Here is a 25,071-nt window from a genome sequence, read left to right on the forward strand (position 1 = left end):
GTAGACTAATTCAAAACAAAAAAGCAGTTGCTTCTTCACAATCAATCATCCGTGAAGAAGCAACTGCTTCAAATTTTTATTATCCTTGCACTTTCGCGATTTTTCCTTGTTCGATGTAAACCATCAAAATGCTAATGTCAGCGGGGTTCACACCGCTGATACGGCTTGCTTGGGCAATCGTTTCTGGTTGGATTTTTTGTAGTTTTTGTTTTGCTTCTGTAGCCAAGCCGTTAATCGCTTGGTAATCAATGTTTTCTGGAATGCGTTTTGCTTCCATGCGTTTTAGTTTCTCAACTTTTTCCATGGCTTTTTTAATGTAGCCTTCGTACTTGATTTGAATTTCTACTTGTTCAATTACTTTCGGATCGAGCGCCTCTTCAGGTGCGGGAATAAATTGAGCGACTTCTTGATAACTGATTTCTGGGCGTTTCAGAAAATCTCTAGCTAAAATACCATCTTTTAAGCCAGCAGCGCCTTTGGTTTCCAAAAATGCTTGCACTTCTTTGGTTGGTTTAATCCGATGTTTGCCTAAGCGGGCAATTTCCGCTTCAACAGCCGCTTTTTTGACTAGATAGGCGGCATATTGTTCTTCTTTGACTAAGCCAATTTCATGACCCATTTCTGTTAAACGTAAGTCCGCATTGTCATGTCGTAAAATCAAACGATACTCCGCACGTGACGTTAATAAGCGATAAGGTTCGTTAGTGCCTTTTGTAACTAAATCGTCAATCATGACGCCAATATAGCCATCACTACGTTTTAAAACAAGAGGCTCTTTGCCTTGAATTTTCAATGCAGCATTAATTCCTGCCATCAAGCCTTGACCAGCAGCTTCTTCGTAGCCACTAGTTCCGTTCGTTTGACCTGCTGTATAAAGATTTTCAATGACCTTTGTTTCTAATGTTGGGCGTAATTGGTGAGGGACTACCACATCGTATTCAATGGCGTAACCTGTACGCATCATTTCTACTTTTTCTAATCCTTCAATAGAATGAAGCATTTCTGTTTGGACATCTTCTGGTAAAGAAGTAGATAAGCCTTGGACGTAAACTTCTTCGGTATTCAACCCTTCTGGTTCCAAGAACAATTGGTGTCTTGGTTTGTCTGCAAAACGAACAATTTTGTCCTCGATGGATGGGCAATACCGAGCGCCCACACCTTCCACAATCCCAGTAAACATTGGGGCGCGGTGTAGATTTTTTTGAATAATTTCATGCGTTGTTTCATTCGTATAAGTTAACCAACAAGGTTCTTGGTTTTGATTGTAGGCACTATCTGGCGTGCTGTAACTAAAGTGGTTGGGTTCTTTATCGCCTGGTTGTTCCTCTGTCACAGAATAATCAATCGTACTTGATTTTACTCGTGGCGGCGTTCCTGTTTTAAAGCGATCGATTTCTAAACCTAATTCTTTTAAATGATTGGCTAAACCAACGGAAGGTTGCGAATTGTTTGGTCCTGAAGAATATTTTAATTCACCAATAATAATTTCGCCACGCAAGGCAGTACCGGCAGTAATCACCACTGCTTGACTACGGTATGCGGCACCTGTTGAAGTTACAACACCACGACAAACGCCATCTTCCACGATTAATTCTTCAACAATCCCTTGACGAAGGGTTAAATTTTCTTCTTTTTCAATGGTATGTTTCATTTCTGTCGCATAGGCATGTTTGTCAGCTTGCGCGCGCAACGCACGCACTGCTGGACCTTTACCAGTATTTAGCATCCGCATTTGGATGTAGGTTTTATCAATGTTTTTACCCATTTCGCCGCCTAATGCATCAATTTCTCGGACAACGACTCCTTTGGCAGGTCCACCAACAGAAGGGTTACATGGCATAAAAGCAACCATATCTAAATTAATCGTTAAAAGTAACGTTTTAACGCCCATTCGTGCGGCTGCTAAGGCTGCTTCAGAGCCAGCATGTCCAGCACCGACGACAATAACATCATATGATTCTGCTTGATATTGATTCATAAAAAATTCCTCTCTTGTCTTATTTTCCTAAACAAAATTGACTAAATAACTGTGTAATTAATTCATCTTGGACACTATCGCCGACGATTTCCCCTAAATAATCCCAACAACGGGTCATATCAATTTGAACTAAATCGACTGGCATACCTGCTTCGATGCCGTTAATCACTTCTTGTAACGAAAGCGCTGCTTGATCCAGCAAAGCAATATGACGTGTATTAGAAATATAGGTAGCATCTTTTTCGCCTGTTTGGCCGCCAAAGAAAAGATCAGCAATTTTCGCTTCTAACTGGTCTAAGCCTGTGTTTGACAACACCGAAACGGATAAAATTTCTTCTGCAGGGACTAATTCTTGTAATTCGTTAGGATCTAGTTTTGTCGGTAAGTCCATTTTATTTAAAAGAATAACGCGTTTTAAGCCTTTCGTTGCTTCCAACAGTTGACGATCTTCCTCTGTCAATTCTTCGCTTTGATTTAAGACTAACAAAATTAAATCCGAATCTGCTAACGCTTTGCGGCTGCGTTCGACACCAATTCGTTCCACAATGTCTTCTGTTTCGCGAATCCCCGCTGTATCAATTAATTTTAAAGGAACGCCGCGAACGTTAACGTATTCTTCAATGACATCACGTGTCGTTCCAGCAATATCTGTAACGATGGCTTTTTCTTCTCGTAACAGATGGTTTAACAAACTGGATTTCCCGACATTTGGTCGGCCAATAATTGCTGTACTTAGACCTTCTCGCAAAATTTTTCCTTGTTTAGCGGTCGTTAATAATTGTTGAATCTGCGCTTTCACAAATTCGGCTTTTTCTAAAAGTAATTTCGTGGTTAATTCTTCGACATCATCATACTCTGGATAATCGATATTAACTTCTACTTGTGCTAAAGTATTTAAAATTTCTTGTCTTAATGAACGAATTAACGCCGACAAGTTACCATCCAATTGATTCAATGCAACATTCATCGCTTTATCTGTTTTAGCACGGATTAAGTCCATCACTGCTTCTGCTTGTGAAAGATCCATTCGGCCATTTAGAAAAGCACGTTTTGTAAATTCCCCAGGTTCGGCCATTCGTGCGCCTTCACGTAACAGTAATTGCAGTAGTTGGTTCACCACGACAATGCCGCCATGACAGTTAATTTCTACCACGTCTTCTCGAGTAAATGTTTTCGGTGCCCGCATCACAGAAAGCATGACTTCATCAATCAATTGATCGTTTTGCGGATCAACAATATGACCATAATGAATCGTGTGCGTGGGGACTTTAGCTAAATCTTTAGTGCCTGACCGATAAACTTTGTTTGCAATAGCAACTGCTTGCTCGCCACTTAAACGAACAATACTAATCGCACCTTCACCTGGCGGCGTAGAAATCGCCGCAATTGTATCAAATTCCATTGTAGCTGATTGCATAATTAGCTTCCTTTCTTCATAACAACAAAAAAAGCGCCCACTCCTCCTGCATTAAAAAATTCAGGTTGGATTTAGCACTTTCACTGCTTGTTCCTTCGATTTTCTGAAAATAGAATAGCACATTTTATTCTATTTGGCAATTTTTCTTCATTAAATGGAACGAAAAAACGTATCATTGAGTGGGGAATTCTCAACAATACGTTTTCTCATCTATAGGAATTAAAGGAGAGAGCTAGTTTTTACGTTTGCGTTTGATGATTCCCATGCTCGCAAGGAGTGCGACAAAGGCGCCAAACAAACTTGTTGTCACGGCTGAAGACTCTTTTTCACCTGTGCTAGGTAAGTAGCCTGTTTTCCCGTGATTTCCAGTGCCATAACTGATGGTACTTAGTTTCGGATTGTAGCCACTACCATTTGTACCGAGGCCATTGCCTAGTGAACCTAAGCCAGAACCTGTTGTGCCTAAACCAGAACCCCCATTTGGATTTGAACCTGTGTTTGAACCATTCCCATTATTCCCGCCAGTTGCGCCATTGTTTCCTGTATTGCCGTTATTTCCGCCAGTGTTACCATTGCCTCCTCCAGGATTCGTTGGGTCGGCTGGTGTCATGAAGGTTGTAGCCGTACTGTAATGTCCTGTGCCATCGGTAGCTGTCGCAAGTAAACTTTGTTGAGCAGTCGCTTGTCCCGCTGTTAATTGGATAGCGAAGTTGCCTTCAGCATCGGTGGCACCTACAGCAATCACACTTCTTAATAGTCGGTTACTAATTTGAATGATTCGGTTTGGTTCAGCTGTTCCTTTGATGAGGTAGCCGGCTTTAGACGTTCCTAAAACTGAAGAAACAGTTGGTGCCGCAATTTTAATTTCTGGTTCTCCCGTAATATCGGCTGGCGTCATAAATGTGGTTTTAGGACTCACATTTCCTTGTGTATCTGTGGTTAGTGCGGTTAACGTTTCTTTTTCTGTTGCTAACCTTGCTGCAATATGAACGGAGAAGGTGCCTCCAGTAGTTGTACTGCCACTTGCCAATAATTTTTCACTGCTATTGTAAAATTGAACCGTGACATTTGGATCAGCAGTTCCAGTGACTGTATAGCCATTGGCTTTGTTTCCTTCAACCTTCGTAATAGTTGGCGCCGCTAAAACAACATCCGCTGGAATAACGGCTGTAGCTGGTTGACTTTCATTACCAGCGCCATCTTTGCTAATAATCGTAATCGTTTCTTCTGGTGTCACTACGCCAGCTGGTAGAGTCACCGTATATTGGCCGGTTTCGTTAGCAGTGGTAGCAGCAATGATGGTTCCGTCTGCGTCACGGACATCAATAGTGGTTTTTGGCTCCGCCGTTCCAGTGATTTCGTAACCTTTACTAGAATTTCCGGTAATAGAATCAATGGTTGGTGTGGCTAAGTCGGCTGGTGTAGTTGCTGTAGCCGGCTGACTTTCTTTCCCTGTTGCATTTTTCGCTACGACAGTTATTGTTTCGTTAGCTGAGGCCTTCCCTGGCTCTAAAGTCACTGTGTATTTGCCATCAGTTCCAGTAGTTGCCATGCCAAGGACTGTGCCATCGGCGTCACGCACCTCAACTGTTGTACCAACTTCTGCTGCTCCTACTACTTGATAGCCTTTTGTCGTGCTACCAGTGATTTTGTCAACAGTAGGTGTCGTGACTGGTGCATCTGGATCAGCAGGTGTTTTGAAAGCAGTCGGATTACTTTCTTTCCCAGCAGCATCTTTCGCAATGGCAGTTAAGGCTTCGTTAGCTGTTGCTGTGCCCGTCGGAAGAGTGATTGTAAAGGCGCCAGCACCATCAGTCGTTCCCGTAGCAATAACTAAACCTGCTTCATTGTGAATCTCAATGGTGACATTTGGCTCTGCCGTGCCGGTTACTTGATACCCAGTGGCAGTTGTTCCTGTAACAGTCGTCACAGTTGGTGCTGCTACGGTTGCATCTTCAGGGACCGTCACTTCCGTTGGTTGACTTTCATTGCCGTCACCGTCTTTTCCAACAACTGTTAATGTATCACCAGGATTAGCGGCTCCCGCTGGAAGGTCCACAGTAAAGTTTCCTTGATCATCCGTTGTCGTTGTACCAATAATTGTTCCATCTGGGTTCCGTACTTCAATGGTGGTATTAGGGTCCGCCGTCCCAGTGATTTCATAACCAGTTGTTGAATCTCCAGTAATGTCACCAATTGTTGGTGTGGTAACATCAGCGGGTGTCATAGCTGTAGTTGGTTGACTCTCAAGTCCAGTATCATTTTTAGCAACTACATTCACTGTTTGTTTAGCTGTTGCTTTTCCTGAAGCTAACGTCACAGTATATTGGCCAGTCGGTCCAGTTGTTGCGGTGCCTAAAACTGTTCCGTCTGTTGCACGAACTTCAATGGTGGTGCCAAGTTCAGCGGTACCTGTCACTTGATATCCTTGTGTTGTATTCCCGGTTACTTTGTCGACACTTGGCGGTGCCACTACTTCATCTGCTGGTGTTTGGAAGGTTGTCGGTGTACTTGTATTGCCAGCAGGATCTTTGGCTAACGCTGTCAATGTTTCATTCGCATTTGCCGTCCCAGCTGGAAGGTTCACGGCAAAGGAACCAGTCCCATCGGCAGTCCCTGTTGCAATAATGTTCCCATCTGCATCACGAATTTCGATGGTAGCATTCGGATCAGCGGTGCCTGTCACCTGATAACCAGCAACTGAATTACCTGTTACTCCTGTTACAGTTGGTGCTGTAACCGTGGCATCAGCAGGAACAAGGACTTCAGTCGGTTGACTTTCATTTCCCGCGTTATCCTTTCCAATCACTGTTAACGTATCCCCAGGATTGGTCGTTCCCGTTGGTAGCGTTACAGTAAAATCACCATTCGCATCAGAGGTACCTGTACCAATGACTGCCCCAGATGGATCACGAACTTCGATTGTTGTGTTAGGGTCTGCTGTTCCTGTAATTTCATAACCCGAACCAGAGTTGCCTGTGATGTTATCAACTGTTGGTGCAGCGACATCATCTGGTGTTGTCGCCGTTGCTGGTTGACTTTCCGTGCCACTAGCGTTTTTCGCTACAACGCTCAGCGTTTGATTTGCTGTTGCTGTTCCTGAATCTAAAGTCACTGTATATTTTCCGTCAGTTTCAGTTGTTGCAGTACCAAGGACCGTGCCAGCTGCATCGCGAACCTCAATGGTGGTGCCAACTTCAGCAGTCCCTTTGACCTCATAGCCTTTTGTTGTACTACCTGTTACAGTCTCAACAATTGGCGTCGCCACGGGCGTATTAGGATCCGCTGGTGTTTGGAACGTTGTTGGCGTACTTTCTGTGCCGCTGGCGTTTTTCGCTACAGCCGTTAATGTTTCATTGGCGCCTGCTTCACCTGCGGGAATGGTAACTGTAAATGCCCCTGTCCCATCAGCAGTACCTGTGCCTATCACGGTGCCTCCTGCATTTCGGATTTCAACCGTGGCATTGGCATCGGCAGTTCCTTTAACTTCGTAACCTGCTGTTGAATTGCCTGTTACTCCTGTTACGGTAGGTGCGGTTACTTCACTAGTAGTACCTGCAGCAAAATAAATGTTGGATACACCGTCTGCTGTTGCTAATAAATTAACGTCTAAAAGATCTGTTTGAACGACTGTTCCTACAAAACGAGCATCTAAATTATTGGATAAATTTTGAGGTGTTGAAACGGTAGTTGGTAAAGTAACCGTGGTTGCGCCTAGTAAAGAAGCATCCACTAACTCATTTACACCTGAACCACCAACCGCTAATAAAGGCAAAGCACCTGAAACAGCCACGTTTACCGTGCCTTTGACAGGAAGCAAGGCTGTATTTATGGCTGTGGCGACAAGATTACTTGGGAGACTGGTTCCTTTTGCCTCCAAAGCTTGAACTGCCGCATTCAAATCTTGTAAGATGTTTGAAACATTTTGGGCTAAAACTAACCCTAAACCATCACTAATTGGTGCGCTAATGTATGAGCCGTCAGCTGCTAACGTTTCCGGAGCAGTAAATGAAGCAGCACCTAAGTTTTCAATGTTATTCACTAATTCCAACTGACGATTCACTTCCGTCAAATCAATATCAACACCAGTTAAATTCCCTAAAGCCCCACTGGTAATTTGAGTAATCACATTGGTTAAATCATTGGCTGCATTCAAAACGGCGGTCAAAAAAGTAACTTTTGAAAGATCAATCGTGACATTGGTATTGATTGCTGCGCTGCCTGCTGCAGCTACATTTCCTCTTAACTCAGGAGGAACCACTAACACCGCTTGTTTTTGTCCACTAAACACAGCGGAAGCATCTGCTAAAGCGCCACCAGAAACCGTGAAATTAACTGGTTGATTTTGGTTTGCGGCTGTCCAACGATTACTCGTTGAAGTGCCACTGTCATTATTTGACGTAACATTTGATAATAGTTCGATATCCAAGACCGCTGCTGATGCACTGATTGTGCCAGAGGTAACAGCTATACTTACAGGGATTGCTAATGACGTAAATAATAAACCACTTGATATTGCTAAATTAAGCATCTTGCGTTTTGTCCATTTTTTATGCTGACTTTTCCGATTAAAATCCTCAACAATTTTCTTTTTCATCTGATCGTCCCTCTTTTCTTTAAAATAAACGATAAATACCAAGATCATTAGCTTCCCCTAGTTGTTCATCTCCCCCTTTAGCGATTTAAATGGATTTAACACCTGCAGTTTAGTACATTTCCTCAGCTTTTCAAAATATAATGCTGTGAATTTTTATATAAAAATTCATTTGATAACAAACATCCTGGATATGTTAAAAAACTCACTAATTCATTAGTGAGTTATTATACAATGAGAGGAAAATGAGGAAGTTTATACATTTCTCCTCAATCATTAAAGATAAATAAATTATTTTATTATAACTTATCGTTTGATAAATCGATAATTAAATAACGGAAAATTTTTTTATTTTTTTGAGAAATTCCACTATTATTTTTTCTACTACTTTGACTGTTTTTATCAATTTTATAGACATAAGTTATAAAAACTTTACATCAAAAAAATGACTCTAATCTATAACAATTTTTTCTGTTTTTAAGATTTTTTTATGAAATTTTTTATATTAAAAAAATTTCATAAAAAAAGGCGACAGCCGTTTTTGAACGAATGCCGCCTTTTAGATAAACAAAAACCTGATTCTAAAAGAATCAGGTTTAGGAAAAGCAAATCAAGATTCGCTTCAACTGTTTATCATCGTATTTGTATACTCTGATAAGAATGATTTCGTAATAAAATATACTGTGTTTCGTGGTATTTGTCAATCGCTTTCTTGAATTCTCTTGAGACCTTTCCATAGGCATATAAGGTCAAAATAACTGACCAAATCAGCGTTGTAACTATCTTTTTAATTAAGGCGTCAGCCAATTTAATTTCATTAGTTTATCTAAAAACACCACCAAAATTAAAGCATCTGCACTGCCACCAATACTCCAATTTTTTTCTTTGAATAAGTGATTCAATCTTTCTAAGCAAAGGGTTCCCCGTAACGTTTGTGTCCCCCCTAAAGCAAAATATTCCTGGATTAACGGTTGATATATTTCAAAAATTTGGACATTTTGACTTCGTTTAATCAAATTCGTATCCTCAACATAGAGCGATAAATAAAGGAGCGTATCAATGAGTTTTTGTTGTTGTGTGCCTTGATGTTTTTGATAATAAGGCACTCCCTGTTCAAAGACAGCGGGATAACCTTGTTGCGCCTCACCACGGATTCCAGTCAAGCCATGCTGAACAAATAATCGTTCGCCCCAAGTTAGTTTTTCTAGCTCATTCGTAGCGAGATTTTCAAAATCGGCCAGTAAGTCTTGCGTCATTGTTTGAAGCGTTTGTTGAAACAATTGTAAGGTGCAAGGGGTCTCCCAAATCATTAGACGACCACAGACAGCTAAAAAAATACCTAGAGAAAAAATCGCTCCTTTATGTGTATTGATACCTTCTGTTGCCTCAAACATTGCTCGTTCTGCTTCTAAACCAACTTGTCGAATCGCGCGAAATGTTGCCTCAATCGGCAAATGACGTAGCTCTGTCCCAGCTTGAACGAAGGTTTCAAAATAAGGAGTCAAAACCACACTACTTTCTAAAAAAGTGAAAACATCCATATCTTGATGGGCGCCTGCATCGACTGGATCCACCAAGCCTGGTTTATTTAAACAGGTCACTTCATAGAGTAGTGCCAATTGTGCTTGCTGCGCTAATTTACTCCTTGCTTGCTTTGTCATTGCCTTTTACGTCCCTTCTTCTGCCGTGGCCTTTTCTTGTTTTATATAGTCTAGTACAGCATTAAAAACCGTGTCAACTACGCCGCCATCAAATACATTAGGTATGAATTTTTCTGCTGTGGGTTCTGAAATCATAGCGGCCAAGCTTCGTGCTACTGTCATTTGCAAACCGACATCGACTTTTCTGCCTTTCGCTGCCAATAACCCTTTAAAAAGACCTGGAAAAGCTAAAATGTTGTTCACTTGATTCGGATATTTGGAAGAACCAGTTGCTAATAAACGGACACCATTGGCTTGGGCGAGGGCTGGTTCAATTTCTGGTTTAGGATTTGCTAAAGCAAAGATAATTGGGTCTTGGTTCATTGATTTAATCAGGGCTGGCGTTAGCACATCCGCTTCTGATAAGCCTAAAAAAACATCCTGATTGACGACAGCGGTGGCTAAATCTTTGTTTTCTACTGATGGTTTTATTACCTGTCGAAGCAAAGCACGTTGGTAAGGATTCAATGTCGGGTCTTCTTCTCTTAAAACACCTTGGCGATCTACTAAGGTGAGATGCGTAATTCCCGCTTGAATACATAACTTAGCGGTCGCTACACCAGAAGCACCAACTCCGTTAATCACCACACGCAATTCATTTAAAGGTTTTCCTTTAATTTTAGCTGCGTTAATTAGCCCAGCTAAAACGACGATGGCTGTTCCTTCTTGGTCATCATGATACACAGGAATGTTCAAACGTTGTTGAAGTTTTTCTTCAATTTCAAAACATTTTGGTGCAGAAATATCTTCTAAATGGATTCCTGCAAAACTATTTTGTAAATTTTCAATTGTTTGAACCATCTCGTCAACTGATTTTTGTTCCAGTGCTAAAGGAATAGCATCGACCCCCGCCAAATTTTTATAAAGTAAAGCTTTGCCTTCAACAATTGGCAAGCCCGCTTGCGTGCCCATATTGCCGAGACCCAGAACAGCTGATCCATCTGTAATAACCGCAATTAACTTACCACTAATGGTCCACTCGCGCGCTAATTCATGATTTTGGGCAATCATTAAACTCAATTCTGCGACACCAGGTGTATACATTTTGGCTAAATCATGATGGTTTAACACCGCTTCTGTTGCTTCAAGACTTAGTACACCAATATTTTTTTGATGAATTGCTAGAACTTCTTCTAACACATTGTCACTTCCTTTCACGGGCTGCCTTTTTTCTATTTGATGAAGCAAGGGTTTGAACAACCGTTATCGTCGCTCAAACCCTTGCTTCTTTATACATTTGCGGAGCACTTGCCCGTTCTATTCTGGCAAGTCAAGTTTGACTGTCACTTTCTGTAACGGTACATCGTAAAAAGGATCTTCGCGACGTCCTAAAAAGTCTTTTCCTTGTTGTGGGAACATCGCATATAATAGGACATCCTCTTCAGATTTTGCATATTGTTGGATTTCATTTTCTAAACTATGCAACTCTGGTTTCAATAAATCCGCTGGTCGACAAGTGATTACCTCTTCATCCCCAATGATTTTTTGCTTAATCTCTTCTGCGATAGGTGCTGGTGATTTGCCATATTCTCCGCGCACATAATCTTTGATTTCATTCGGTATTAAGGAATATCTTTCCCCAGAAATCACATTCATTAAGGCTTGTGTTCCAACCATTTGTGAAAGCGGCGTAACTAGTGGTGGGTACCCTAAATCCGCTCTTACTTTAGGTACTTCAGCTAAAACTTCTTCATATTTGTCTTGTAAACCTTGCTCCGTTAATTGACTTAATAAGTTTGATAACATACCACCAGGCACTTGATAAATCAAGGTTTTCGGTTCCGTATCTTTAACTTTAGGGTTTAAAATGCCTTCACTTCTAAAGCGATCACGAATCGGATTGAAATAGTCAGCAATCTCTGTTACTTTTTCCATATTTAAACCTGTTTCAAAGCCTAAATCTTCTAACGCAATGGCTACAGATTCTGTGGCTGGTTGACTCGTACCGCCAGCGAAAGAAGAGATAGCTGTATCGATGATATCCGCACCTGCTTCAGCAACTTTTAAATAGGTCATCTCAGAAATACCACTAGTCGCATGCGTATGCACCTCTAAAGGTAAATCAATGGCATCTTTCATTTTGCTCACTAATTCAAAACCAGTTTGTGGCGTCAAAACGCCTGCCATATCCTTAATACAAATGGAATCCGCTCCTGTTTGACTTAATTCTTTGGCTAATTTTACAAAGTAATCGATGGTATGAATTTCACTCGTGGTATAAGAAATCGCTGCTTGACAGTGTCCGCCAGCTTCTTTTGTTGTTTGAATTGCTGTTTGTAAATTACGGACATCATTCAAGGCATCGAAAATACGAATAATATCAATCCCATTTTCAACTGATTTTTCGACAAAGGCCCGCACCACATCATCAGCGTAATGACGATATCCTAGTAAATTTTGTCCTCGTAATAACATTTGAAGTTTGGTATTTTTAACTTCTTTGCGAATTTGGCGAAGACGTTCCCAAGGATCCTCGTTTAAATAGCGGACACAGGAATCAAACGTTGCCCCGCCCCACATTTCTAATGCATGAAATCCTGCCTCGTCCATTGTTTTAATAATCGGCAGCATATCTGAGGTTGGCATCCGTGTTGCAATTAAACTTTGTTGTCCATCCCGTAGCACCGTTTCTGTAAAACGAATTTTTTTACTCACTTGGCTGCTCCTTTCGTGTCAAAATTATTTCTGTTATTTTTTCTTGCATTGCTTCAAGACTGTGACGTCGATTTCGTCCACAGACTTTCGCCTCTTCTTGGCACATAAAACAGCGCCGTGGTGGCAAGCCTAAATCTCCTCGATGAAGGCTTTTTAGTTCCTCATTTCCCCATAAAACATCTAGGTCCACTAAACGACCATAAGGATGTGTTTCTTCAATTTTGACCATTCTTTGTTTTAATTCTTGTGGGGCTAACGAAACCGCCAAATAATATTCAGGCCCTGTCTTTTCATTCCGGTAAAAATTAACAATCGGTACTTGATCCAGCAATTGTTGCTCGACTTCGTCAATTACTTCTAAAAAAACAGCCGTTAAGGTGGGCGAATTTTTTACTTCTCCAGGAATATTCATTGTGGCAGATAAGAGGCTAGCTTCTGGTGCTGTTTCTAACAACTCCTTCTGTGTGGCAGCTCTTTGTTCGCGAGCATCCAACATCTCTAAAAGTGTTACTTTTTCCCCATTAAACATTGCGTACCACATCAATTAGACTACCATCTCGGTATTCAATTAACGCAACAACTTTGTCTCCATATTTAATTGGTTCCGGGGTGCCAACAATGTTGTAGGCTTTGTCTTTCAACTCTTCTAACGTAAACTGAGGAACATCTAAGGTTTTAAAACAATCAATTAAGTCTGTTCTTTTTGGATTGATTGCAATGCCGACTTCCGTTACTACGACATCGACACTCGTACCTGGTGTAACGACTGTATTTACTTGCTCAACGATTGTTGGGATCCGTCCACGAACAATTGGTGCAATCACTAGACTCATTTTACAAGCCATACTTGTATCGGAATGTCCGCCAGAAGCACCACGGATGACACCATCTGAACCAGTAATGACATTTACATTAAAATCTGTGTCCACTTCTAAAGCAGATAAAATAGCTGTGTCTAATTGATTAATAACCGCCCCTTTGCTAAGCGGTGAAGCATACATATTGGCATCAATTTCATAATGATTGGCATTTTCCCCTAAAGAAATAGCTGATGGATGATCAAAGTCTTGGACGTCAATAATTTTTTCTACTAAGCCTTCTTCCAAAAGTTCCACCATTGCATTCGTAATTCCGCCTAAAGCGAAACTTGCTTTAATGCCATCTTTAAGCATTTGTTCTCTCATGAACCGCGTAACTGCTAGTGAAGAGCCACCTGTTCCTGTTTGGAATGAGAAGCCTTCTTTGTAGTAAGGAGAATGTGTAATTATTTTTGCGGCATATTCAGCAATCAATAATTCTTTAGGATTCTTTGTAAAACGTGTCGCGCCTTTGGCAATTCCATCTGGATCACCAATTGCATCAATTTCTACCACATAATCAACATCTGTTTGTGGAATACTAATAGGGGTATTAGGATATGGTACTAATGTGTCAGTAATGATGACCACTTGATCCGCATATTTTGCATCGACCATCGCATATCCAAGAGAACCACAGGTGGCTTTTCCTTTGGTTCCATTCGCATTTCCATAAGCGTCTGAACTTGGTGCACCTAAGAAAGCTACATCAATATGGATATCGCCTGCTGCTACTGCCCGTGCCCGGCCACCATGTGAACGAATCACCACAGGATTTTCCATGATACCTGCTGAAATAGCGGCGCCTACTTTATCTCTCAAACCTGAAGAAGTAATGTTGGTGACTACTCCATTTTTAATGTGTTCGATCAAAGGTTCATGAACATTTGCAATTGAACTAGGTGCAATCGAAATGTTTTTCAGCCCCATGGCGGCAATCTCGGCTAAAACTAAATTCATCACATAGTCTCCTTCACGGAAATGGTGATGGAAAGAGATGGTCATGCCATCTTTTAAACCTGTTTTTTCAATTGCTTCACGAATACTTCCTAAAAGTTTTGTCTCCCGAGGTTTCACTGGTTTAATTGCTCGGCTCGCTTCTTGATAAGCATCAATGTGTGCTAATTCTCCTTCATAAATGCCGTATTGCTCTGCATAAGATTGAGGAATGTCTTTGCCTACTTTATTTACTACCATGTCTATATTTCCTCCTCGGTAATTAATTTAGCCGCCAATGCTAACGCAATGACCCGTTCAGCTCGTTCAACAATTGGTTTATCAACCATTTTTCCATTTACGGAGATAACACCGGAACCTTTTGCTTCGGCTTCCCGAATGCCCCAGATTACTTCCTTAGCATTCTGGATTTCTTTTTCTGTTGGCGCATAAATAGTATTAACTAATGGGATTTGACGAGGGTTAATCACCGATTTCCCATCGAAACCTAGCTGTTTAATCAAACGAACTTCGGCTTCAAAGCCTTCCGTATTGTCTACATCTGAATAGACCGTATCAATAGCTGCAATCCCAGCTGCTCGAGCGGCATGTAAAATCATGCTACGAGCAAAGAATAGTTCTTGGCCATCTGGATGGCGCCGTGTTTTCATATTGGTAACATAGTCTTCGGCGCCTAACGCGATGCCAATCAAGCGAGTTGAACTTTTGGCAATCGCGGGCGCATTTAGAACACCTTCAGCCGATTCGATAGCAGCCATCATTTTCGTTGTTCCTACGGGAATGTCATTTTGCTGTTCTACTTCTGTAATGACTGCCTCGACATCAATGATATCTTGGGCTGTTTCTGTTTTTGGTAAACGAATCACATCGACACCAGCTAAGACCATTGCTTCAATATCTTCTGCGCCACCGGCATCTAAAGCATTGATCCGAACAACAATTTCAATATTGCCATAATCGAAAGTTTTCAAAGCAGAATGGACTAAAACACGGGCAGAGTCTTTTTCTTTTAATGAAACTGCATCTTCTAAATCAAACATGATTGAATCTGCCCCATACAAAGGTGCATCTCTTAGCATTGCCGCGTTCGCTCCAGGGACAAACATCATTGTTCTTCTTAAACGTTCCATGAGTCCAACTCCTTCCAATCATACGTTTCTTTTTCAGCGCCTCGATGTAAAACTGTAATCATCCGAGCTTTGATTGTACAATCTAATGCCCCTTTATCAATCGCCTTGACCGCAACGCCTTGGACATCTAAATGTTCCAAAGTTGTCGTAATCACCTGACGAATTTGATTGCCAAATTGTTTTTCGACACTACTTTCTAATTCAATGGTATTTTCTGTTGATTCAATGGGTTGGACGGTAATCATAATATCACTTGATTCTACTGTCCCTGCAGTAGCATTTTTGATAATCTTCACTTTCTTCACCTCATTAGTTTCTTGTGTTCTACTAAGTATTGATAACTTGTTGCTGGTAAAAACTTCTTGAGTGTCTCTTTGTCGCCTTCAGCCATCGCTTTGCGAACTTTCGTCGCACTAATCAGCTCTCCATCACTCGCTAATCGCGGGACAATGGTTAGCGTTATCGTTTGTCCGAAAACTTGTTGCATTGCTTGATTGTAGACATCGGTCACTTCTGAATAAGGCTCTTCTCCCACATAACGTTGCTGAATTTCAAGTATTGGCGCAATTCTTTCTTTAAATAACGTTGCATCAAGCGTTGCTTGAATTGCAGCTACCTCTAATGGCGCTTTTTCTTTCAAAAAATAGGTAGGAAAAGTCGCAGACGAAACTAAGTAATCTTCTGTAGATAGGACTGTCACATTGGGTAAATGGGCGACCCCTTTTTGCACCATTGCGAAACGTGCTTCTTTTGAAAACAGCGATTTATCTTCAGATAAAACAAACACATAAACGTGCGGACTTTCTTTGGCTGCTTTTTCGACTAAGTACTGATGGCCTTTCGTAAAAGGATTTGCATTCATGACAATGCTACTGGCTGGCCCTGCTTTTTTATGCTGTGTCAGGTAATCAAGATAATCGGCAAAATCTGGTTTGCCTTGCTCCATAAATAGCACCTCTTGATTCGCAACCACTTTTTGAAAGCCTAGCGACTGAAAAATTTGTTCATTTTTTGGTTTTGTATACAAAAAACTGTGTAATTGGTTTTCTTCTCTCAGTTTTTCAAGTAGATGAACCACCAATTGGGTTAACAAATTTTCAGATTGATATTTTTTACAAACGGCCACGCACTTAATCGTTTTGCCTGAAAGCGAGCCAGAGGCGATTAATGCTGTGTCATCATATATGCCAACGGTGTAATCAAGTGCTTCTGTCGTTTGCAATTCGGCTTTTTCCATTAATTCGCGCCAAGCTTGATAAGCTTTTTTATCTTTTTGCAACCAGATTCTTTTCATTGTATATACGCTGCTCACAGCAATAACCTCCTTTATTTTTTAATTGGAAATAATTTTGTTAGTAATTTAGATGCTAGATAAATGATAAATAAAACAACGAAAACGCCGCCCCAACCAAAACCTAACAGTTCAAAAGCAATTTTTAAATCTTCCATGTTAACAGACATGTATTCGTTCTCCTTTCTGTCCTATGTTAAAAAGGCTAATAGTAAGCCGCCAGCAATTACAGAAGCGATTTGTCCTGAAACGTTGGCACCAGCAGCATGCATTAAAATAAAGTTTTGTGGGTCTTCATCTGTAGCCATTTTTTGAATGACCCGACTAGACATTGGGAAAGCGGAAATACCCGCAGCACCAATCATTGGATTGATTTTTTCTTTTCTAAATAAATTCAAGAATTTAGCAAAAAGCACGCCGCCGACTGAGTCCATAATAAAGGCGACTAACCCTAAGCCAATAACCATCAACGTATCGACTTTTAAGAACTCTGCATAGTTCATGCTAACGGAAATAGATAGTCCTAGCAAGATACTAATAATATTTACCAATTCATTTTGAGCTGTAATGGATAAGCGGTCCAAAACGCCACATTCTCTTAATAAGTTCCCAAACATTAAGAAACCAACTAATGGTAATGACACCGGCGCAATTAACCCTGCGACAATCGTAATAACAACCGGGAAAAGAATTTTTGCTGTTTGAGAAACTTCACCGGCCCGATAAGTCATACGGATACGACGTTCGGCTTTCGTCGTCACTGCTTTAATCGCTACTGGTTGAATAATCGGAACTAACGCCATGTAGGAGTAAGCGGCAACCATTATGGCCCCCATGTATTTTGAATGTAAGGTATTTGCTACGAAAATAGACGTTGGACCATCAGCGGCACCAATAATCCCAATCGAAGCAGCATCGTTTAAATCAAAACCTAATAAAACAGCCATAATAACTGTAAAGAAAATCCCAAACTGTGCAGCGGCACCAAACATCAACATAAACGGATTTTGTAACAATGGCCCGAAATCAATCATTGCCCCAATCCCAATAAATAATAATAACGGGAATAATTCTGTTTTTATTCCAAAATCAAAAAGAACATTAAACGGACCTGGCTCGCCGCCAGCGCTCAATACGCCGGAATTAGGAAAGTTCACTAAAATCGTTCCTAAACCCATCGGCACTAAAAGTGTTGGTTCATACTCTTTTTTTATTCCTAAATACATTAATAGTCCACCAATCAGCATCATCACAATGCGTCCTGGTTCTTGGCCCATTCCTATAACACCTTGAATCAGTGTCTCCACACAAATCACTTCCTCTTCTTAAATTAATTCTAGTTAATTGTTATTAATGGTTCCCCTGGATTCACAATTTGGCCTTGGGTAACATGAATTCCTGTTACCGTACCTGCTTTTCCTGCAACGATTTCATTTTCCATCTTCATTGCTTCTAAAATTAACAATGGTTGGTTCTCGGACACCGTATCACCAACATTGACTAATACTTTTAACACAGTTCCTGGCATTGGCGCAGGCATTGCATCTGCTCCTGCTGGGGCGGCTGGCTGTGCTGCTGGCGCTGGGGTTTCTTCAACAGCAGGGGCTAGTGTTTCTGTCGTAGCAACTGGCGCTGTTGGTTGTGGCGCAACAGGTGCTGGTTGTGGGACGCCACCGATTTCTTCCATCTCGACTAAATATTCTTTCCCATCAATTGAAATTTTAAATTTGCGTAACATAATGATCCTCCTCAAGGTTTTGTTTTGAAATTCTTTTGACAACTAGCTGAGACTCTTCTGAAAGCTCTGCAGCTATACTGGCTGCAATAATGGCAACTTCTTTTGCTTCTGGATTTCGTTTTGCGATTTTTTTGATAACAAAACGACTTTCTGGAAACTCTCCTGCTGCGATGGCAGTGGCCACAATACTTACCAATTGATATTCTTTTGGCTCAGCAGGAATATATGCTGGTATATCTATCCATCGCTTTTCCAAGTTATCCGCTTCACGTTGGATAACGCTTTCATTAATCTCGGTATCCTGCGTGTGTTGCTCTTTCTTGAATAAGGACTTAAATAGGCCCATATTGTCTCTCCTTTCACTAATTCTTGGTATACGTTCATTATAGAAAAAACCGTTAAAAAACCTAGTGAAAACACTAGCTCAGATTGTTCTTTTATTGTTTATTTTGTGAAAAAAACTCTGTAAACATTGGTATATAAGCATTTATTAGACGTTAAGATTCTATTAATATTATATTAAGTTATTAATAAGAATTTGATTGTTGAATTGTTTTTTTGATGTTCTTTTTGTTTTAGGCTATTTATTCTCTGCGAAAGTTTGTATATTCTCACACTATAGACAAACACAAAAAATATTTTTTGTTGTAAACCAGAATACTGTGAAACATTTCTCATGGCTATTCTTTTTTATTAACACCGGTTGTTAACGCTTACAAAAAAGTTCTAAAAAAGAAAGGAAGAAAAACATGTTACTCACTATTTTAGCTTATGGTATGATTATCATCTTTATGTATGTAATCATGAAAAAGAAATTGTCACCGTTTACATCTTTAGTAATTATTCCTCTTATTTTTACTTTGATTGCAATTGCAACTGGAGTAGCGAGTCCGCCACCTGGTGCTGACGGTGTTGTCCCTGAAGTCAACATTGGGAATTTCGTCTTAGATGGGATTTCAACTACTTCAAAAACTGGTATTATGTTATTATTTGCCATTCTTTACTTCTCTATTATGTTGGATGCTGGTTTGTTTGACCCAATCACTAAAAAAATGATTTACTTTGCTAAAGGCGATCCAATGAAAGTCTTGATGGCTACTGCGGTAGTTGCTGCTGCTGTTTCCTTAAACGGAGATGGAACAACTACGACCTTGATTTGCTGTTCTGCGTTTATTCCCATCTACAAAAAACTTAATATGAAATTGATGAATTTAGGTGTGCTTGTTATCTTACAAAACACCATTATGAACTTATTACCTTGGGGCGGTCCAACAGCTCGTGCCATGGCCGTACTAGAAGTTGATGCCGACATTCTTTCTTATTTAGCACCTGGTATGATTTTATCTGTATTGTATGTTATCTTCTTTGTTGCTTATCGCATGGGGAAAAAAGAACGTGCTCGCTTAGGCGTGACAACGCTTACTGATAAAGAATTGGAAGAAATGACTATTGTTAATGATCCTGAGTTATTAGAAATTCGTCGTCCAAAGAATTTTGCGTTCAATGGTATTTTAACGATTGTCTTAATCGGTTGGTTAGTCCTAAGTTCATTCGTTGGTCAATTAGGTTTGCCTTCGTGGATTGAAATGCCACCGTTATTATTATTCCTAGTTGGTACTTGTATCGCTTTAATGATTAACTATCCAAAATTAAAAGATCAAAGCAGCCGTATCAGTGCAAATGCTGGTGATGCTGTGCAAGTAGTTATCTTAGTTTTTGCTGCTGGCGTCTTCATGGGCTTATTCCAAGGTTCTGGTATGGCCAATGCCTTAGCAAATAGCTTTGTTAATATTATTCCAAAACAATTAGCCGGCGCTTGGGGCTTAGTGATTGCGTTCATTTCAGCACCAGGAACATTCTTTATTTCAAACGACGGTTTCTATTTCGGTGTCTTACCAGTCCTAGCAGAAGCTGGACGTTCTTATGGATTTGACAATATGTCTATGGCTTTAGCTTCCTTAATGGGGCAAGCGTTCCACTTATTAAGTCCATTAGTGGCATTTATTTACTTGCTATTACGTTTAACTGGTTTAGATATGGGCCAATGGCAAAAAGAATCGGCAAAATATGCCTTAGGAATTTTCGTTATTTTCGTTGTTACAATTGTTGCTTTAGGTCACATGCCTTTATTTATTCCACAAAATTAAACGTCGTCGCTGAAACCGTAGGAGTGCCTTTTCTCCTCGGTTTTCTTTTCATTTTGTCTTTTCTTGCGTTATATTTTCATTTTTAATATTATATTTATTATCTATAAAAATAATCTATAGGGAGGTGCCTCATATGAATCCAACGGTTGAAGCAGTAAAACGGAACTTAGATTTAACCAGCAGTAAACCTCTAAAAATTTGTACCTACGAAGCCTTTAAAAAAACCATTATTTTAGGGGATATTCCTGCGGGTGAACGGATTAACGAAAAAGAATTTTCCGAGCAATTAAACATTAGTCGGACGCCCATTCGCTTTGCTTTACAAGAATTGGTCAAAGAACAATTGGTGGAACATATACCTATGGTGGGTATCGTGGTTAAAGGGATTAGTATGAAAGATGCTTATGAAATTTATGATATTCGTAAATCTTTGGACACTTTAGCAACCATTAAAGCCATGGAACTCATGACACCAGAAGATTTTGATGAATTGGAAGCCTTACTTCTCGAAGGAGAACAATACAATAAAAATAACCAAGTAGATGACTTACTACAGAACTTTTCAGATTTTAATTCCTTTATTTATACTAAGAGTCAGATGCTACGTTTAAAAAAAATTGTGACTGATCTCCATGCTTACTTAATCTATTTCAGAGATATTGCGATTCGTGCCTCAGAACGTCGTAGTATTGCCCTAGAAGAACATTGGTTAATTTTCCGCGGAATGAAAACAAAGAATATTGACCAGATCACACTTTTAACCCATGAACATCTAAATCGTTCGCTTCAATTTATTTTGAAAGAAATGGAACGTCGACAAATTGAATAATCAAAAAAGACCCGCAGTCGCTCGTGCAACTGCGGGCCTTTTTTCATTTTTTTTGTACGCAACCATCTGGCGTAAAGGTATAACCAATGCCCCAAACGGTCCGAAGGTAACAAGGTTCTTTCGGGTTTTCTTCTAATTTACTTCGTAAACGATTAATAAAAACCATAATCGTATTCGCATCGACATCCCCAGTACCCCAAACACTGCTGTAAATTTGTTCTTTAGAGAATACTTGCTCGGGATTCTCCAGAAAAAATTGAATTAATTGAACTTCTTTCGAAGACAATGAAATAGGTAAATCCTTTTTAAATAGTTGATAACGACCATAATCAAAACGGAAATCGCCTACCTGTAGCTCTTCTTTTTTATAAACATTCAATTGTTTTCGAATCATTCGAGCTCGATTCAACGAAGCAATCACCTGAGCCTTAAAAACATTCAAGGAAAAAGGTTTCGTTATATAACTATCCACGCCCATTTCCAAGGCTGCAATGATATCCTCTTCTTCTTTTTTGCTACTAAAAAAGATAATTGGCACTAGTGGATATTTCTCTCTAATCATTTGGACTAAGTAGTAACCATCGCTGTCATGTTCCAAGTTATCATCTAAAATGAACAAATCAAAGGTAACTCTGGACACAATATCTTTTGTTTTTTCAATTGATTCACTTTGGTAAATAAGAATACCTGTTGATTGTAATGCTTTCCAAATCAAGCGACGAACTGCTGCATCATCATCTACAACCAGTATTTTCTCCGTACGCATACCTGTTGCTCCCCCTACGTCTCTTTACAAAACTTTTTCATTTGAATTTACTACTGGAGTAATTACTGATTATCATAACATAAAAAAAGAAACGGAGACGGCTAAAAAATCATTTAACAAAGAAACGTTGGCAACTATTCAGTCCCTGCTGAGAGTTGCCAACGTTTCTTTGTTTGTTTAAAAATACTTCTTAACTGGTTCAACCACTAAATACCGATAAGGTTCATCCCCTTCAGAATGGGTTTTGATTTGCTCATCTTTACTTAGCGTGTGATGGATTTGTTTTCTTTCAAAAGCCGGCATTGGTTCCAAGAAGACTGGCCGCCCAGTGCGTTTGGCTTTTTCCGCGGTGCGTTTCGCTAAACGTTCCAAAATTTCATGACGTTTTTCACGATAATTTCCGACATTCACAATAATCGATAGCTTATTGCTTGCAATGCGGTGAATAAAGACTTGCGCTAAATACTGTAACGCATTTAACACTTTTCCGTGTTTTCCAATTAAGATACCTTGTTTTTCTGTTTCTAAATGGAAGATAATATTGCCATTCTCGCGCGCTATGCGAACCATGGCAGGGGCGTTCAGTTCATTTGAAATATTCGTTAAATACATCGCTAATTCAGTAATAGCAGCTTCGTCTTCCAGATTTTCTAAAGAATGTGTTGATTCCTCTGAGAGACTAGGAATTGCTTCGGTTAATTCCTCAACTGCTTCTTCCACTGCTGTTGCTTCATCGGCAACAACAATATCTTCCACTGTTTCTTCGACCGCTTCTGTGACTTGCTCACTAATCGTTGGTTCCATTGAAATTTGGGCAAGTTTTTTTCCTAGACCTAAAAATCCTTTTTTTCCTTCGTCTAACACATCAATTGTAACATCCTCTTTGGTTAAACCAAGTGCTTGTAAGCCTTTCTGCGTTGCTTCTTCGATTGTATTTCCTTCATAAATCGGCATCTGAACGACCTCCTTTATTTTTTCTTCCCTTTTTTCTTAGGACTTTTTGCTCGTTCAAGCGCTCGCTCCCGTGCTTTGGCTTGACGTGCTGCTTCCTCCCGCTCTTTACGGATTTTGAATGGATTGTTTAATAACAATGTTTGCCCTGTTTGGAAGGCATTTGAGACCACCCAGTAAAGAGATAAACTGCTGGCTAATGAAATCCCCATAAAGAAGATCATCGCTGGCATAACGTAATTCATAATTTTTAGTGAGGCATTTGTTTCTAGTTGGCTCATACTTGAAAGATACGTACTAGCAAACGTAAAGACAGCCGCTAAAATCGGTAAAATTAAATACGGATCCGGCTTATCGAGGCTTAACCACAAGAACGTTCCTTCTTTTAACTCAGGCACGCGTGAAATGGCTTGATACAAAGCCATCATGATTGGTAGTTGAACCAACAATGGTAAACAGCCAATGTAAGGATTCACATTATTCTCTGCATACAAACGTTGCTGTTCTTCTCGGAATAAGCGTTGTGTTTCAGGATCTTTTGAAGAATATTTTTGTTGCAAGGCCTTTAATTGCGGTTGCAACTCTTGTGTTTTACGCATACTCTTCGTTTGGAAATGCATCAACGGCAATAAAATAATCCGGATGACTAACGTAAATAGGATAATCCCAATTCCGACACTGCCGCCTAATGATAGGAACTTAATCGCTTGGGCAAAATAATAAACAATGTATCGATCCCAAATTCCTGTACTACTTTCACTTACGGGCGCGGTTCCGCAGGCGGATAAAACAAAGACTAAGGTCACTAACCCAGCCATTAATAATAAGCGCTTATACTTCTTCACTACTCAATTCCCTCTCTTACATCTAATATTTTAGCTAAATTTAACACATGTGTTAAATTAGCTTTCACTTCTTCAGACGATAACTTTTCCAATCCTGGACGTGCAATCACGATAAAATCAATTTCTGGAGAGATACGGTCTTTTAATTGAAATAAACTCGCGCGGATTTTCCGCTTCACAGCATTTCTTGTGACCGCGTTTCCAATTTTCTTCCCAACAGAAATCCCCACTCGAAAATGGGCTTGTTGTGGTTTCTCTAAAACGTACACCACGAAACGACGATTTGCACAAGATTGTTTTTTATTAAACACCTGTTGAAATTCTTTTTCTTTCTTGACACGGTAGGACTTTTTCATCGGCATCCCTTTGTTTCTATATTTTTTTACTTCTTAATAATAATAGCATATTTCCGCTCTTTTTTAGTAGCCTTTTCTATAGAATCCTGCTTTCTTTTATTGAAAACAGAAAAAGAACCCTTAGTTATCTTCACATCTTCCAAAAAATTATGGAGATAACTAAGGGTTCTTAGAAATTGACTGTTTAAAAGACCAGACCATCATTAAGCAGAAATAACTTTTCTACCTTTACGACGACGGCTTGCTAATACGCGACGGCCATTTTTAGTGCTCATACGTTTACGGAATCCGTGAACTTTTTGGCGTTTACGTTTGTTTGGTTGATACGTTCTTTTCATGCAATTACACCTCCTGAAATTGTAACTATCCATCAATATATAGACATACTTTGATAGTATAACGAGTAATAGGGTCTTTTGTCAATAAAATTTAAGAAATATTTCCTGAGAAAGATTCGTTTCAATTATCCACAAATTAAATTTTCCTGTGAGTAGCTTGTGGATAGTTTTCCACATTTTTTTCTGTTCACAGCCATTTTTCCACTAGTTTTACACAAAAAAACAGCCTGTTAAAAAGTTTTGCACAGATGTTTTTTTAGCTGTTGATAAGTTCTTGAAACATGATTGTGTCAAGCTTAATTATTCTCAACTTTTTGTGGATAACTCATTCAACAACCACTTTCTTCCGCAAGTGTCGACACCCTGTGGAAAACTTTTTTCACCCTTGTGTACTTTTTTTCCACATTGAACAATTGCTTGTGGAAAAAGTTTTAAAAAAATGCTAAAATCGACTATGCTCATTCTTTTAAGTTATCCACATTTTTTAGATAACCAAAATTTAAACATATAGGAGGTCACTGT

The 25,071-nt window shown here is 39.8% G+C and carries 22 protein-coding genes; 2 read left to right on the forward strand and 20 right to left on the reverse strand.

Features of this window, described 5'->3' with window-relative positions:
• Positions 1-79 precede the first annotated feature (79 nt).
• The 15 genes from mnmG to IGM04_RS13435 form a co-directional block, all read right to left on the reverse strand.
• A complete protein-coding gene (gene mnmG, locus IGM04_RS13365) occupies positions 80-1,978 on the reverse strand; it encodes a tRNA uridine-5-carboxymethylaminomethyl(34) synthesis enzyme MnmG (protein WP_002355988.1) in 1,899 nt (632 codons plus the stop codon).
• Between the two features lie 19 nt (positions 1,979-1,997).
• Complete coding sequence (gene mnmE / locus IGM04_RS13370; protein WP_002355989.1) at positions 1,998-3,395, reverse strand: tRNA uridine-5-carboxymethylaminomethyl(34) synthesis GTPase MnmE; 1,398 nt, start codon at positions 3,393-3,395, stop codon at positions 1,998-2,000.
• Positions 3,396-3,627: 232 nt separating this feature from the next.
• Positions 3,628-8,040 carry an Ig-like domain-containing protein gene (locus IGM04_RS13375; RefSeq protein WP_086317555.1) on the reverse strand — a complete coding sequence of 1,471 codons (4,413 nt, stop codon included), beginning with the start codon at positions 8,038-8,040 and terminating at the stop codon, positions 3,628-3,630.
• A 740-nt stretch (positions 8,041-8,780) separates the two neighbouring features.
• Positions 8,781-9,650 (reverse strand): triphosphoribosyl-dephospho-CoA synthase CitG, encoded by an 870-nt coding sequence (gene citG, locus IGM04_RS13380; protein WP_002359201.1) that lies wholly within the window; start codon positions 9,648-9,650, stop codon positions 8,781-8,783.
• A gap of 6 nt (positions 9,651-9,656) precedes the next feature.
• On the reverse strand, positions 9,657-10,829 hold the full coding sequence (locus tag IGM04_RS13385; protein ID WP_002363552.1) for an NAD(P)-dependent malic enzyme: 1,173 nt from the start codon (positions 10,827-10,829) through the stop codon (positions 9,657-9,659).
• 117 nt (positions 10,830-10,946) lie between these two features.
• Positions 10,947-12,344 (reverse strand): oxaloacetate decarboxylase subunit alpha, encoded by a 1,398-nt coding sequence (locus tag IGM04_RS13390; RefSeq protein WP_002359205.1) that lies wholly within the window; start codon positions 12,342-12,344, stop codon positions 10,947-10,949.
• Complete coding sequence (gene citX / locus IGM04_RS13395; protein ID WP_002386428.1) at positions 12,337-12,873, reverse strand: citrate lyase holo-[acyl-carrier protein] synthase; 537 nt, start codon at positions 12,871-12,873, stop codon at positions 12,337-12,339. Before citX ends, IGM04_RS13390 begins: the two co-directional genes overlap by 8 nt.
• Positions 12,866-14,398 carry a citrate lyase subunit alpha gene (citF, locus tag IGM04_RS13400; protein WP_086317556.1) on the reverse strand — a complete coding sequence of 511 codons (1,533 nt, stop codon included), beginning with the start codon at positions 14,396-14,398 and terminating at the stop codon, positions 12,866-12,868. Before citF ends, citX begins: the two co-directional genes overlap by 8 nt.
• A 2-nt stretch (positions 14,399-14,400) precedes the next feature.
• Positions 14,401-15,288 carry a citrate (pro-3S)-lyase subunit beta gene (citE, locus tag IGM04_RS13405; protein ID WP_002355998.1) on the reverse strand — a complete coding sequence of 296 codons (888 nt, stop codon included), beginning with the start codon at positions 15,286-15,288 and terminating at the stop codon, positions 14,401-14,403.
• Entirely contained in the window at positions 15,276-15,584 is a 309-nt protein-coding gene (citD, locus tag IGM04_RS13410; protein WP_002355999.1) for a citrate lyase acyl carrier protein, read from the reverse strand. The genes citE and citD overlap by 13 nt, the downstream gene beginning before the upstream one ends.
• Before the next feature lie 5 nt (positions 15,585-15,589).
• Entirely contained in the window at positions 15,590-16,582 is a 993-nt protein-coding gene (gene citC / locus IGM04_RS13415) for a [citrate (pro-3S)-lyase] ligase (protein WP_002359207.1), read from the reverse strand.
• A gap of 32 nt (positions 16,583-16,614) precedes the next feature.
• Positions 16,615-16,749, reverse strand: coding sequence for an OadG-related small transporter subunit (locus IGM04_RS13420; protein WP_002356001.1), 135 nt, complete (start codon positions 16,747-16,749; stop codon positions 16,615-16,617).
• Positions 16,750-16,770: 21 nt separating this feature from the next.
• The gene (locus IGM04_RS13425; RefSeq protein ID WP_002383526.1) at positions 16,771-17,886 is read right to left on the reverse strand and encodes a sodium ion-translocating decarboxylase subunit beta; all 1,116 of its coding nucleotides are present in this window, start codon (positions 17,884-17,886) and stop codon (positions 16,771-16,773) included.
• A 29-nt stretch (positions 17,887-17,915) separates the two neighbouring features.
• Positions 17,916-18,317: an acetyl-CoA carboxylase biotin carboxyl carrier protein subunit gene (locus IGM04_RS13430; RefSeq protein ID WP_086317557.1), complete on the reverse strand. Its 402-nt coding sequence runs from the start codon at positions 18,315-18,317 to the stop codon at positions 17,916-17,918.
• A complete protein-coding gene (locus IGM04_RS13435; RefSeq protein ID WP_002356004.1) occupies positions 18,301-18,663 on the reverse strand; it encodes a hypothetical protein in 363 nt (120 codons plus the stop codon). Before IGM04_RS13435 ends, IGM04_RS13430 begins: the two co-directional genes overlap by 17 nt.
• 403 nt (positions 18,664-19,066) lie before the next feature.
• Between IGM04_RS13435 and IGM04_RS13440 the strand changes: the two genes are divergently transcribed.
• Entirely contained in the window at positions 19,067-20,464 is a 1,398-nt protein-coding gene (locus IGM04_RS13440) for a CitMHS family transporter (RefSeq protein ID WP_002356005.1), read from the forward strand.
• Positions 20,465-20,597: 133 nt separating this feature from the next.
• Entirely contained in the window at positions 20,598-21,293 is a 696-nt protein-coding gene (locus IGM04_RS13445) for a GntR family transcriptional regulator (protein WP_002356006.1), read from the forward strand.
• A gap of 43 nt (positions 21,294-21,336) precedes the next feature.
• Here IGM04_RS13445 and IGM04_RS13450 read toward each other — a convergent pair whose 3' ends face one another.
• The 5 genes from IGM04_RS13450 to rpmH form a co-directional block, all read right to left on the reverse strand.
• A complete protein-coding gene (locus tag IGM04_RS13450) occupies positions 21,337-22,059 on the reverse strand; it encodes a response regulator transcription factor (protein WP_002363545.1) in 723 nt (240 codons plus the stop codon).
• 177 nt (positions 22,060-22,236) lie between these two features.
• Positions 22,237-23,013, reverse strand: a complete 777-nt coding sequence (gene jag, locus IGM04_RS13455; RefSeq protein ID WP_016615888.1) for an RNA-binding cell elongation regulator Jag/EloR — start codon at positions 23,011-23,013, stop codon at positions 22,237-22,239.
• A 14-nt stretch (positions 23,014-23,027) separates the two neighbouring features.
• Positions 23,028-23,855 (reverse strand): YidC/Oxa1 family membrane protein insertase, encoded by an 828-nt coding sequence (locus tag IGM04_RS13460; RefSeq protein ID WP_002356010.1) that lies wholly within the window; start codon positions 23,853-23,855, stop codon positions 23,028-23,030.
• Positions 23,855-24,211, reverse strand: coding sequence for a ribonuclease P protein component (gene rnpA / locus IGM04_RS13465; RefSeq protein ID WP_002356011.1), 357 nt, complete (start codon positions 24,209-24,211; stop codon positions 23,855-23,857). Before rnpA ends, IGM04_RS13460 begins: the two co-directional genes overlap by 1 nt.
• A gap of 203 nt (positions 24,212-24,414) precedes the next feature.
• On the reverse strand, positions 24,415-24,549 hold the full coding sequence (rpmH, locus tag IGM04_RS13470) for a 50S ribosomal protein L34 (protein WP_002356012.1): 135 nt from the start codon (positions 24,547-24,549) through the stop codon (positions 24,415-24,417).
• Positions 24,550-25,071 lie beyond the last annotated feature (522 nt).

Origin of the sequence: Enterococcus sp. DIV2385 (assembly GCF_051711925.1) — a bacterium.
Lineage (GTDB): Bacteria > Bacillota > Bacilli > Lactobacillales > Enterococcaceae > Enterococcus > Enterococcus faecalis.